14 protein-coding genes are annotated in these 13,270 nt (G+C 34.1%); all 14 read right to left on the reverse strand.

Annotation, left to right across the window (positions count from 1 at the left end):
* Window positions 1-23: 23 nt before the first annotated feature.
* The gene (gene atpA / locus G7A72_RS08995) at window positions 24-1,601 is read right to left on the reverse strand and encodes a F0F1 ATP synthase subunit alpha (protein WP_113664748.1); all 1,578 of its coding nucleotides are present in this window, start codon (window positions 1,599-1,601) and stop codon (window positions 24-26) included.
* A gap of 23 nt (window positions 1,602-1,624) precedes the next feature.
* Window positions 1,625-3,151, reverse strand: coding sequence for a hypothetical protein (locus G7A72_RS09000; RefSeq protein ID WP_165152228.1), 1,527 nt, complete (start codon window positions 3,149-3,151; stop codon window positions 1,625-1,627).
* A gap of 9 nt (window positions 3,152-3,160) precedes the next feature.
* Window positions 3,161-3,694, reverse strand: coding sequence for an ATP synthase F1 subunit delta (gene atpH, locus G7A72_RS09005; protein WP_165152229.1), 534 nt, complete (start codon window positions 3,692-3,694; stop codon window positions 3,161-3,163).
* A gap of 2 nt (window positions 3,695-3,696) precedes the next feature.
* Window positions 3,697-4,188 (reverse strand): F0F1 ATP synthase subunit B, encoded by a 492-nt coding sequence (locus G7A72_RS09010; RefSeq protein WP_113664745.1) that lies wholly within the window; start codon window positions 4,186-4,188, stop codon window positions 3,697-3,699.
* 76 nt (window positions 4,189-4,264) lie between these two features.
* Entirely contained in the window at window positions 4,265-4,465 is a 201-nt protein-coding gene (atpE, locus tag G7A72_RS09015) for an ATP synthase F0 subunit C (RefSeq protein WP_031453874.1), read from the reverse strand.
* A 41-nt stretch (window positions 4,466-4,506) separates the two neighbouring features.
* Window positions 4,507-5,658 (reverse strand): F0F1 ATP synthase subunit A, encoded by a 1,152-nt coding sequence (atpB, locus tag G7A72_RS09020; protein WP_165152230.1) that lies wholly within the window; start codon window positions 5,656-5,658, stop codon window positions 4,507-4,509.
* A gap of 131 nt (window positions 5,659-5,789) precedes the next feature.
* Window positions 5,790-6,173 carry a hypothetical protein gene (locus G7A72_RS09025; protein ID WP_113664743.1) on the reverse strand — a complete coding sequence of 128 codons (384 nt, stop codon included), beginning with the start codon at window positions 6,171-6,173 and terminating at the stop codon, window positions 5,790-5,792.
* The gene (locus tag G7A72_RS09030) at window positions 6,170-6,406 is read right to left on the reverse strand and encodes an AtpZ/AtpI family protein (protein ID WP_113664742.1); all 237 of its coding nucleotides are present in this window, start codon (window positions 6,404-6,406) and stop codon (window positions 6,170-6,172) included. The genes G7A72_RS09025 and G7A72_RS09030 overlap by 4 nt, the downstream gene beginning before the upstream one ends.
* Complete coding sequence (locus G7A72_RS09035; protein WP_113664741.1) at window positions 6,396-6,782, reverse strand: polymer-forming cytoskeletal protein; 387 nt, start codon at window positions 6,780-6,782, stop codon at window positions 6,396-6,398. The genes G7A72_RS09030 and G7A72_RS09035 overlap by 11 nt, the downstream gene beginning before the upstream one ends.
* A gap of 2 nt (window positions 6,783-6,784) precedes the next feature.
* Window positions 6,785-9,412 (reverse strand): tetratricopeptide repeat protein, encoded by a 2,628-nt coding sequence (locus tag G7A72_RS09040; protein ID WP_165152231.1) that lies wholly within the window; start codon window positions 9,410-9,412, stop codon window positions 6,785-6,787.
* Window positions 9,413-9,737: 325 nt separating this feature from the next.
* Complete coding sequence (locus G7A72_RS09045) at window positions 9,738-10,433, reverse strand: ABC transporter ATP-binding protein (protein WP_113664739.1); 696 nt, start codon at window positions 10,431-10,433, stop codon at window positions 9,738-9,740.
* Window positions 10,434-10,482: 49 nt separating this feature from the next.
* Window positions 10,483-11,952, reverse strand: coding sequence for a DUF5687 family protein (locus G7A72_RS09050; protein WP_165152232.1), 1,470 nt, complete (start codon window positions 11,950-11,952; stop codon window positions 10,483-10,485).
* A gap of 162 nt (window positions 11,953-12,114) precedes the next feature.
* Window positions 12,115-12,795, reverse strand: coding sequence for a hypothetical protein (locus G7A72_RS09055; RefSeq protein ID WP_165150932.1), 681 nt, complete (start codon window positions 12,793-12,795; stop codon window positions 12,115-12,117).
* 10 nt (window positions 12,796-12,805) lie between these two features.
* Window positions 12,806-13,147, reverse strand: coding sequence for a PadR family transcriptional regulator (locus tag G7A72_RS09060; protein WP_165152233.1), 342 nt, complete (start codon window positions 13,145-13,147; stop codon window positions 12,806-12,808).
* Between the last annotated feature and the right edge of the window lie 123 nt (window positions 13,148-13,270).

Consider the following 13,270-nt stretch of genomic DNA (forward strand, 5'->3'; position numbering starts at 1 on the left):
ACTACTTAAAATTTAAAACTTTTTTAGTTATATTTTGCTGATAATTCTTTTGCTACAGTTTCGATTACATCTGTAATTTCGTCTGTTAATTTTCCTGCTTTCAACGCATCAAGAGTAGCTCTGTGTTTGTTGTTTAAGAATTCCAAGAAATCTTTCTCAAATTCTCTTACTTTGTTCACAGGAACATTTCTCAATAAGTTTTTAGAACCAGCATAGATAATCGCAACTTGATCTTCAACAGTATATGGATCGTTCAAACCTTGTTTCAAGATTTCAACGTTTCTTTTTCCTTTTTCAATTACGTTTAAAGTAACTGCATCTAAATCAGAACCAAATTTAGCAAACGCTTCCAATTCACGGAATTGTGCTTGATCCAGTTTTAAAGTTCCTGCTACTTTTTTCATTGATTTAATTTGTGCATTTCCTCCAACACGAGATACCGAAATACCTACGTTGATTGCCGGACGAACACCAGAGTTAAACAAATCTCCATCCAAGAAAATTTGACCATCTGTAATCGAAATTACGTTTGTTGGGATATAGGCAGAAACGTCACCAGCTTGAGTTTCAATAATTGGTAAAGCGGTAAGAGAACCACCACCTTTTACAATTGATTTCAATGAATCTGGTAAATCATTCATATTTCTAGCAATTCCATCATCAGCAATTACTTTACAAGCACGTTCTAATAAACGACTGTGCAAGTAAAAAACATCTCCAGGATATGCTTCACGTCCCGGTGGTCTTCTTAATAAAAGAGAAACCTCACGGTATGCAACAGCTTGTTTAGATAAATCATCATAAACAATTAAAGCTGGACGACCTGAATCTCTAAAATATTCTCCAATTGCAGCACCTGCGAAAGGAGCATATACTTGCATTGGAGCTGGATCAGATGCGTTTGCAGCAACGATAACAGTATACGCCATTGCACCTTTTTCTTCTAACATTTTAGCAATTCCTGCTACAGTAGAAGCCTTTTGTCCAATAGCTACATAGATACAAAATACCGGTTTCCCAGCATCGTAAAATTCTTTTTGGTTTAAGATAGTATCGATACAAACAGTTGATTTACCTGTTTGACGGTCACCAATAACTAGCTCACGTTGTCCACGACCTACTGGAATCATTGCATCTACTGCTTTGATACCTGTTTGTAATGGTTCAGTAACGGGCTGACGGAAGATAACTCCAGGTGCTTTTCTTTCTAAAGGCATCTCGTATAAATCTCCACCGATTGGTCCTTTTCCATCAATTGGAAAACCAAGTGTGTTTACTACACGACCTACCATTTGTTCTCCCACTTTAAGAGAAGCAATACGTTGTGTTCTTTTTGCAGTTGAACCTTCTTTTATTCCTGTAGATGGTCCTAAAAGTACCACACCGACATTGTCTTCTTCAAGATTCAAAACAATAGCTTCTAATCCATTGTCAAATTCAACTAACTCTCCATATTGAACATTAGAAAGCCCGTAAATACGAGCAATACCATCTCCAACTTGAAGTACGGTTCCTACTTCTTCTAGTGTAGCACCAGATTCAAAACCTTCTACTTGCTTTCTTAATATTGCTGAAATTTCAGCAGGTTTAATTTCCGCCATAATAATTATTTTTACCTATTTTTTTATATTGATTTAGAATATAAATCAACTAAATCTTTTAAACCATTAACGTTACTGTAATCAATCTTTTCTATGTCGCTACTAGATATAGTTTCTCCTATATATTCTTTTAATTTGCTGTAAAACTTTTCTTCTTTACCTTTTTTAATCAAAATTTGAAAACCTTTCTCTTGAGCTGGTATTTTAATTACGTATGAATTTGACGGTATATCTTGATAAATACTCATCTTATCTGTAATTTGTACTTCTTTAAAATATTTCCATGAAGCTGTAGCTAGAGAAATTCCAGCCATGGCACCTAAGTCAAGAGCAGAATTATCTTTTTGCGCTGCAACCTCTTCAACTTTTACCAATAAAGCTCTATACTTTGTCTCTGACTTATCATCATTAACGATACTAAAAAGTACATTCTCTTTTGCTTTATAATTGTAATATCTTAGATCACCTTTTTCGTTTTTGGCTAAAACTTTTAATATTTTTCCAACACCATCTAAATCAACCATTCCATTAGATGAACTGCTCATTACAATTTTTTCGAAATCAATTGAAAGTGTCCCTTCTAATTTCTCTCCTTTTGGATCAATTGCATACCCAATTTTATCATAAATATTAGATGAATTTAATTTAGCGGCATCAAATTTAGCCATTTTATCAGCTTGTCTTGCTCCTAAAAGAACTTCCGCCTCCATCAAAGTCATATATTTTTGCCCATTCAAATAGGTTATATCAACTAATTCTTTTACAAAACTTTCAGAAGAAGCTAAATCCGCATTATTGATTTTTGCAGTTGGAACATAAGTAAAAGTTTTATCAGATTCAACTAATGCTACTACCATTTTACCGCCTCTCTCAACAGCTTGAACTAATACTCTACCACTCAATGATGCGATTTCAACATTTAAAACCGGAGTTGGCGATGCATTCTGTTTCATAGATACATCATATTTTGCAACAACTCTTGACATAAATTCTTTGTTTTGTTCTGCACTATATTTCTCTGTAAAAGCATCTTTAGGTACTACTCCAGAAAAAATCAATTTGTCTTTACGAAAAACCTGATAGTTCATAGTAGCTAAGTCTTTCTCAATAACTTTAGAAGCTTCCTTCAATTTTTCAATCTCTGCTGAAATACTTGGACGTTCTTCAGCAAAAAAAGCATCCAGATTCTCCACACCGTTAGACGTTAAAATATTGTACTTTTTAGCAAGGATTTCTGCAACAGCTTTTTTATAATTCAATGTAAAAGACATTAGAGCAAAATCTACTTCTGTAGTTTTTGTACCATCTAGATTTGTAACAACTAACCAACTTTTAGAATTTTGGGCATCAATTTTATGTGTCTTCAAGGTTGCAATGATAGCATTGGCATTATTAATTGAAGTATATTTAAATTGCGTACCTGCTTTGTCCTTTTCAACTTTCGCTACAGCAACATTATCAAATAAAATCTGATCATCATCTTCTTTTATTTTCTGACCAAAAGAAAATAACGATGTACTTAAAATAAATAAAAATAGAATTTTTTTCATTGTTAGAATTTAGTTGATTAACTCTCTTTTTAATACTTGTAATCTATTGGCAACTGAAGCATTGTACTGCTTGTCCCCTATTCTCAATATAAAACCTCCAATAATTGTAGGGTCTACTATATTTTCTAATGTTATTTTCTTATCTGAAAGCGTAGCAATTTTTGCTAAAACTTTAGCTTCTAAAATTGAATCCATAGGAACAGCTGTAGTCACTTGCGCTAACTCAATCCCATTTGCTAAGTCAGATAATTTACCATATTCAGTAGCAATTGCACCTAATATTTCGAATCTTTTGTTTTCAAATAACAAATGAAACAACCCTTGAGTTACGCCATTGATACCTGCAAAAATTTCTAACAATGCATTTTCTTTCACCGCAACTTTAATAGTAGGATTTTGAATAAACGTACTCAATTCTAAATTCCCATTAATAGTGGTAGCAATAGTTTTCATATCACTGCTTACTACTTCGGCAACATTTTTTGAGTTTGCTAAGTCCAAAATTGCTTTTGCATAACGAATTGCTGCTCTTGTACTTGCCATAATTAGTTCAATTTAACGTCACCTAACATATTCTCAATCAACTTAGTTTGAGCTTCTTTGTTAGATAATTCATCTTTTAATACTTTCTCAGCGATACTCAATGACAATGAAGAAACTTGTGATTTCAATTCAGCCATAGCTGCATTTTTTTCTGCTAAGATAGCTGTTTTAGCTTGCTCAATCATTCTTGCGCCTTCTGCTTGTGCATCAGCTTTAGAATCAGCGATCATTTTTTCTCTCATTTCACGCGCTTCTTTCAATAAAGAATCACGCTCTAATCTTGCTTCCTGAAGAATACGTTCGTTTTCTGCAGTAAGATTTTGCATTTCTCTACGAGCAGTTTCTGCTGAAGATAACGCTTCATTGATTGAATCTTCTCTACCTTTTACTGCGCCAAGAATTGGTTTCCAAGCAAATTTTCTTAAAAGGATGAAGAAAACTAAAAAGATAATAGAGGTCCAAAAAATTAAACTCTCCGGTGCTGTAAAATTCATATATTTATATTTAAAAGTTTGTTTTAGAAATAAAAACTCCCTGATACCAACCGTATCAGGAAGTTTTAGGCTTTAATTATTTTGCGATCAACGCAACAACTACTGCGAAAAGTGCAACACCTTCAATAAGTGCAGCAGCAATAATCATAGCAGTCTGGATTTTTCCAGCAGCCTCAGGTTGACGAGCAATAGCGTCCATTGCAGAACCACCAATTTTTCCAATACCTAGACCTGCACCAATAACAGCTAATCCAGCTCCGATTCCAGCTAATACCATAATACTAAATTTAATATAGTTAATAATTAATAAAACACATTTTAATGATGATCGTGCTCTGCTACGGCCTGACCAATAAACAATGCTGTCAACAACGTGAAGACATAAGCCTGCAACGCCGCAACCAACATTTCTAGTACACTCATGAACAGTACGAAAGCTCCAGAAATAGGCGCAACGGCTACTGTTTTGAATATAAAAATCAATGAAACTAAACTCAAGATGATAATATGTCCTGCAGTAATGTTTGCGAATAAACGAATCATTAATGCAAAAGGTTTTGTCAACATTCCGATAATTTCTACAGGAATCATAATAGGATACAATGCTTTAGGAACTGGAGGCATAAAAATATGTTTCCAATAATCTTTATTGGCACTGAAAGAAGTTACAATAAAAGTAATCAATGCTAATACAAATGTAAAGAAGATATTTCCGGTAAGATTTGAACTGAAAGGGAAAAACGGAATCAATCCAATAAGGTTGTTAATCCAGATAAAGAAAAATATAGTCAATAAATACGGCATGTATTTCGCGTATTTTTTTGTTCCAATATTAGGTATAGCAATTTCATCTCTAACGAATATTACTAATGGCTCTAGAAATCCAGCGATTCCTTTTGGCGCCATTTTATTTTTATTGTAAGAACGAGCTACAGCAAGAAACAAAAAGAACAATACAAGTGCTGACATCAACATCGAGAAAACATTCTTAGTGATTGAAAAATCAAGTGGTCTGGCGTCAAACGCGAAAGCACCGTTTTTTCTTTGGTCTTCAGTTAAAGTTTCAAATTTATCTGCGTAAAAGATAACCTCATTGAAACGAACTAATTTCTGACCGTTCACATCAATAATATGGTGTCCTTCATTATCATGGTGAAATTGTTCAGAAGAGAACATTTCCAATCCGTTGTTTGTCCACAATATCACAGGAAGATAAAACGTAATAGGATGACCATCATAATCCGCAATGTGAAATTCATGAGAATCTCCAATGTGATCATTAATCAATTCCGTGGCATTGAATTCTTTTTCAGCAGAATGACCTGTTTCTCCATGTGCTTCTGCAGCTGGAGCAGCGTTTTCAGTGTGATTTTGAAGACTATCCGCGGTTGGATTTGCGAAAGTAACCAACGGCATACACGCTAGAAAAGTAACTAACAGGAATTGAAGTGATTTTTTTGAAATTACCATTATTAATTGTGTATCTGATTTTACGTTTTTAAAATTTTTTGCAAAGGTACATATTTAATTCAAAATTGAAAATTATAATGATGATTTTAAAAAATGAATTTTACAATCGTATTGCATTATTTTCAAGCAACTTATCTTTTATTTATTAATCGTACCGAAAAAACTGTTTCAAAAAGCAAAAATAGGAAATAAGGGATGAAAAAAGCCGCAATATCCAAATTAGTTTCTCGACCTTCTGATTGAATCAATGGAAGCAAAAAAACAACAGCTGCCATCATTTTCACGAAAGTGGTTCCCAGAAAAGCAAAACCAGTGAAATCCGGAAAATTGGCATTTACAAACAGTAGCAATACATATATTAAAAGTGTGGTTCCAAACAAGAAAAGGTAAATACTCCATGTAGCATAAAAGAAATCATGATCTTGACTGAAGGCCGATGAACCATAATATTGAGCAAAAAATAAGAGTAGTGTGAAGGGCACTAAATACTTCAGAAACGAGAAAAAATTGATCATTCGTTATTATTATTAATATTTTTAACTTGGCGAATTACGTTATAAAGTGCTATAAAAACAGACAATAACGATAATATAATAGTGTAAAAAGAAGAGGATTCGTCTGAATATTTTTCATCCAGCCACATACCAAAATAAGTAAATGCGAAAATGACAACTCCCATTTGGAACGGAATCCCCAAAAATACTAACCATTTATTGAAATTGTTTTTATTTGGAGTTTTACTGTCCATTATTCAAGTTTTGATTTTTAATATTTGTTTTCATCGTACAAGAAGCGGTGAAATCAGCACCTGGCTCCACCGATAATTTCCCTACAGACACTTCGCCATGAATGATGGCCTTCGCTTTTACATTAAGGACTTCTGTAACTTCAATTTTTCCTTCAAATTTTCCTTCGATATCCGCATTTTTGCATACAATATCACCAACGACACTTCCTGCCGGTCCAATGACAATTTTTCCTCCAGACTGAAAATTACCGATTAAATTTCCATCCAATCTAAAATCAGCTTGCGATATGATATCGCCTTTTATGGTAGTCCCTTCCACGATTCGATTGGTTTTTCCCAAAAGATCAGTATAGGATTTTTGTTTTTTATCAAACATAGTTATTGTCTTTTTAGTGCTATATATGCGTCAAGGCTTTTCTTAATCTGGATTACTTTATAGTTTTGATTAGAAACCACAATTGAGGTCTGATTACTTTCAAGGGACTTATCAGCTTGAATCTTTGCAACAATATTATTTGCAAAAGCTGCTGAATTTAAACCATGAATGGTAATAAAACTTTCTTTCTCATTATAAAAATCGTAAGAGTACGATAGCTCCTGAAAGTTATTTTCTTTAATAAACTTCTTTATTTTTTCTTCCAAAGCTTTTGTATCATTATCTTCCTTTTTACCTACTATATATAGAATTTTCCAATTATTGGTCTCCACTGTATTAAATTCCATTTTCTCTAAAAAAGGAATTTGTTCAGTCAGAATAACTTGCGCATTTTTACCTTCTTCACTATTTGGATAATTATCCGCCACCACTTGCAATGCATTTTTGTAGGCGGTTACTCCTTTTAGTTTACCAATGGTATTTGCTTTAAGCAACTCAAATTTAGATACAATTTCCTCGCCTGAAAACTGATTTATCAAAGCGTCTGAATTTTCCAACACACTAACAAACTGTTCTTGCTGAAATGCTTTATACCATTTATTATAAACACTTTCCGGTGTTTCGTTTTGAGAAGTTCCGCTTGGATTTGTATTATTAATTATTTGTGCGTAGCGAGAATCCGGAAATTGCGTTGAGATCTTATTTTTTATCGCTGCTGCTTTATTTATATCGGTAATTTGATATAATTTATACAAATTATACATTGCCGGAAGAACCAGTTTTTCTTCAGGATTGTTGTTTAATAATTGTTCTAATTTAGCGATAGCCAAATCATTTTCCTTGAATTTTTCCTTGTAAATAATTCCCAATTGGTAATAGGCCAAATTACGTTCTTTGTTGATACTGTCCAATTCTATTTGGGCGGTTGGAAGTTGTTTCAGGTAATAATCAGTCGTGTATTGCTCCACTATTTTATTCGGGTTCGCTTCCGTTCCAACAGTTTGTTTATTTACACTCAAAGAATCGACTACAGTTGTATTTGCATTTGCCGATGCGATTCTCCAGTTGCCATTTAAAGTTCTTTCTCCCCAATTTTTTTTGAATTCTACTTTTCCAAAAGCAACCGTTGTAGGATTATAAAAATAGAAACTACCCGCTGCTGATTGAGAAGCCGCACTGGCAATAGTAGGCGGAGCCATGGGTGATTTTCGAACTGATTTTGTGGGATCTTGACCGGAAACAGGATCTATCGAACTAATCGAATTGTTCCTGTTCATGTTTTCCTGTTTGGCTTTATTTTTTTCGTCTAAAAGCCTTTTCGCCTCATCTTGTTCCTTTAATTTAGTAATGTATTTTTCATAATAAGCCGAACGATCTGTAGGATTCATCGCAACCACATTTAGAATACTGTCGTTTCTCTTAGCCAGCGCTTCATACAAAATTACCTCATCGAGGTTACTTCTTATTTTTTGGATTTTTACAAATTCTCTTGTTTTGTTATTCAGTTTAACCAAAGTACTGTCATAGTATTTTGCTGCCGCAGGATATTCCGTATTTCTAAAATACATGTTTCCTAAATTTCTATAATTTGACGCTACTAAATAGGTATCTTTTGAATTCGTTTGTAATGATGCATTGTAAAAATCCAATGCTGTTTTCTGATTGTTTTGTTTGTCGTGAAATACCCCCATTTGATGAAAAATCAAATCTTTGTATGGACGGTTTTCCCGGTCTTGAATCAATTTATTGAATGTTTTTACAAAGGAAACTGAATCTCCCGATTGATAATCAAACAACTCCGCTTTTTTAGCATGTGCTTGAATGACAAATCTACGCTCCGCTTTTCGGTTCATGTCAATCACGGCTTGATAGGAAGTAACAGCACTGTCCTTGTATCCCAATTCTTGATACAGTTGTCCCAAAACAAAACGGTAACGGGCTCTTTCCTGATTTACTTTGGTGAATTCGATGGCGAGTTTTATCTTAGCAACTGCACTGTCTTTCTCCTCCATGTTTAAAAAAGAAGCTGCCAAAAGTGCGTTTGCATCTGCAAAAACTTGTTTTTTTACGTCGTGATCTTCTAATAATTTACTGATGTTTTTTATGACCAAAGCATCATTTCCCAAACGCATGTTGGTTTTCTCTCGCCAAATTTTGGCTTCATAAATTCGGCTGCTGTTGGGGTATTTGTACAGAATATAATTGAATGCATCGAGCGCGGGAACAAATCGTTGGTCATAATATCTAGCTTTTCCAAGCATCAGATAGGCTTCGTCAATTTGACTGTTTTTCTCTCTGCCGCCAATATTCATGGAATGTTTTTGAATGGCTTTGGTGGCTTTGGTTTCTGCCAATTCAAAATCAGTATTTTTAGGTTTTGAAGTGGAAGTGACATCTTCTACGATTTGCATTTTTTCAACCGGTAAAAGTTGCCAGAAATCATCATCGCTGTTGGCATTTACCGCCAAAACTCCCTTATCCAAGCCTACTTGACCGTTGTATAAAATATTATATTTGGTGCTTAAAGCATGTGAATTCCTAGCCATAAAGGTGTCTTTTTTAGTAGAACAGGCTACCAAAAAAGCAAAAAATAATATGAAGGATAATGGTTTAAATATATTGATTTTCAATGGAAAACGTTTTTATCAATTAACTATTAAATATACTTTTTAGTATATGCACTGGTAAAAATACATTTCTTTTTGCTATCGTGAAAATTATGACATCATATTGTGGTAATCCGCCTGTGCGTAAGGGATGGAAACGGCATCCTTTATTTTCTTTCTTTAAGAAAATAAAGATACAGCGCACAGCCCGACCTGAAGTCTCGTCTTTTGGGACGAGACGCAGGGTTACGCCATAAGAAAACCGCTAATTCACAAATTGTATAAACGCATTGGAGTATACAATTCGCAAATTAGCGGTAAAATTTTGTCTGAGTCTGTTGCGTAAATTTTAAACCGCAAAAAACAGTTCTAATTCCTGTAAAGTCTCTTGAGAAGTTTGAATGTCTTTGACCACTTCGCCTTTGTGCAGCGCGACAATCCTGTCACTTACCTCAACGGTGTGCAGCAAATCGTGGCTGGAAACCAGTACGGTTACTTCCGGATTATCAGCTAAATCCTTTATAATTTTTTTTAATCGGAATTGTGTGGTTGGGTCTAAATTAGCAAACGGTTCGTCCAGAATAATAACCTCCGGATTCCCGATTAAGGTAGCGATGATACCTACTTTTTTCTGGTTTCCTTTGGATAAATCGCGCAAATATTTCTTGTTTTTAAGGATTTCTCCATTGAAAAATTCTTCGTGTGTGGCCAATAAAGCATCGACATCGGCTTTGTTTTGTCCGCGTAAATCGCCAATGAAATAGAAATATTCTTCGGGCGTTAAGTAGCCAATTAAGAAACTCTCGTCCAAGAAAGAAGCGGTGAACGGCTTCCAGTTTTCACTGGTGTTTACCTGAATGTCATTGTTGATGATATTTCCCGTGGACGGCTGGATTAAATCCAATAATAGGCTGAAAAAAGTGGTTTTCCCAGCACCGTTATTGCCTACTAATCCAAAGCTTTCGCCTTTTTTTATTTCTAAAGAATCTATTTTTAATACGGTTGTTCCGTTGTATGTTTTCGAAAGGTTATTTACTTGTATCATTTTTTGAAAAAGTTTATTCGGTTATTTGTTGATTTAGTTAATCGCTGGATTATCCTTTTTGTTTGTAAGCCGCAATGGTCGCGTATTTCTCTGATTTATAGATTTTTTCAATCACGGAAAATGCTTTCTCTTTGAATGCAAATCCAATCACTCCTGTACCTGCTACCAGCGCTAAGCCTACATTTGGATTTGCATATTTTGAACCCAGCCAATACAGTAAAACGGGCAAAGCCAACTGTGGAATAGAAATCAACATCGTTTTTATATTGAATGCTTTTTTGTCACCAAAAGCGCCTTTCCCGGAACTCAAATCGATTGGTGTTTTAGTATATGCTCCACCCAATAAAACCAAATGAGAATTGACTCCAATGTTATAAATCGCACCCACGACAATGGTTAAATAAACATGAACCCCTAAATAGAGATAGAATGACGCTATGGTTGTGGTTACAATTGTAGCAATTACCATCAGCCACCATTTAGAACTCAAATAGCCTTTGTACGGAATGTTTTGTGTCATCATCAACTGGTAATAAGCGCTGTCCCAACTCGGCACAAATTGTCCGAAAGTAATTAAGAATCCACCCGAAACTATAATCCCGCCCAAAATGTGCATTAAAGGATTATTATAAGCTTCAATACTACTAGTAAAGAAAAGAAGCCCATATAAAAGGAACATGACGCTCAATCCAACAGTGGTTTTAGATCGTTTGTTTCTTTTGATTAATTTGATGTCGTTTTTTAAGAAGGTTCCTATGGTTCCAAATTGGTTTAACCAAGTCAGCTCCTCCGTTTTGGCAACGTCGTGTTTGTTTGACAATCCCGCATCGAGGTATAAATTCTTTTTGAAATACTGAAAAGTAACATAATATATCGCGATTAAAGCTAATACTGGAATGGCAAAAGCCCAATACGTATTGAAAATAGCATTGAAAAATGGCGCTGTAATTTCCGTGATATTGAAAAGTCCGTAATAATGTAATCCTCCTAAAACAGCTGCGATTGCTAAGAAAATGGCGAATAAATTATCCTTGTTATTGAATAGAATATTCAGAAAATTGTTGATGAATAATAAAGAAAAAATGGCACTGTACCAAAGCACTACTGAAAGTACATCATAGCCTTCGATAATCAAAACAACACAAAACGGAATCAGGAAAAAAGCGTGCACCAAATTGAAGAAGGACAAAACGGTTTTTCCTAATGAGAAATGAACAATTGTCGATTTTTTTATGGGAAAAATTAACATCGGGCGGATGTTCATCACCGGGATTTTTTGCAACAGCAATCGGATAATTAAATCCATCAATACATAGTAAATCATGAATTGATTTACGGTAACAATTGGGTCCAGATTCATTTTCTTCAGAATATAAAAAGCTCCGACTCCTAATGCTAAGAAAATTAAAATGAAATAAACGGCGACAAAACCCATCAGGATTTTCAAAGCCAAATTAGTTGCGAAGGAAGCTGACCTAAAAAATGCTTTCCATTCGAGATAGAGGAATTTTTGAATCATAGTTTGGTTATTTTGGTTTTGTAATATGTAGTCAAAATAAGAAAACGTTACAGATTTTCTAATTTATATTCCGGGTAGGTTTGTTTCAAATAGGTTTGTGCTTTGTAAGGGATTATTTTGAAAATGATGAAAAGTAAAATACTTAATTGTACGAAAATAAGACTACACCAATTTTAACTTTTTGACTATTTTGTAGTGTTTGACAGTCAATAATAATTGAAAAAAAGAATAAGTAAAGGGGAAACCTATTAAAAGACAACTAATAAAATTATATAAAAAGGAATTATTATTATCGAAATGTTTTAGTGGTTCAATGTTTATATTGAACTGAAAAAAGAATAAAAAAACGAGCCAACCTCTATAAAGAAATAACCTCCCATAAGTTGTTTTTATTTTAGAATACCATATTAAAAACAAACTTAAAACAGTGGCTAAAACCAATATCAAATACGCTCCTTTTAACCCTAAGTTTAGGCTATTAAAAGTTTGTTGTGATTGAATATTTGAAACAATAAGAGCCAAAACAAAACCAAAAACAAGAGCTGACATTAATATAAATACCACTTGCATTTTAGAATAAGTAACTAATTTTTCAATTACAACTCTTGGTGCTTTAAAAAAAGCTCCTAACCAATTACCGCTAGATGAAATTTCAAGCGATTGTTCCCATTTCTCAAAAACTGCTTTAAAAACAATGTCGAATGACATTTCTTCACTACTCAGTCTCTCCTCAATCTCTGAGGCAATGTGGTCTAATAATTCTAATTTGACATCCTGATAAACAAGACCATTTAAAACTAAGGTTTCTTCTATTTGAGCTATTTGTTCGGTGGTTAGTTTCATCTTCAAAAAATTAAAATTCTAAATTAGGCTTTGGGTTCACTAAACTCTGCATGTTTCGAATGAAATCTTCGAGTTCTGAGAGTCGGTTTACGGTTTCTTTCTGACCGCTTTCCGTAAGTTTGTAATATTTTCGCATGCGGTTATCCACCTTTTCAATTTCTACATCCAGCAAACCTTCGGCTTCCAGCTTGTGCAAAGCCGGGTACAAAGCGCCTTCGGTGATGTTGAGTTCGCCTTTCGTAATCGCCTTTACTTTCTGGGTAATTTCGTACCCGTACATCTTGCCGTTTTCCTCCAGCAATTTCATGATAATCGTATTCAGACTTCCTTTGTATAATTGTGAGTTTTTCATTTTTTTGTCATTGCGAGGCACGAAGCAATCTCATTTTGAAAAACAAATATACATAAGATTCTTATACATAATAGTTTTAGGTATTGAAATTTTCAAATATTTTGAATTCAAAAAACCTATTCT

The sequence above is a fragment of the Flavobacterium sp. Sr18 genome, from assembly GCF_011064265.1.
Lineage (GTDB): Bacteria > Bacteroidota > Bacteroidia > Flavobacteriales > Flavobacteriaceae > Flavobacterium > Flavobacterium petrolei.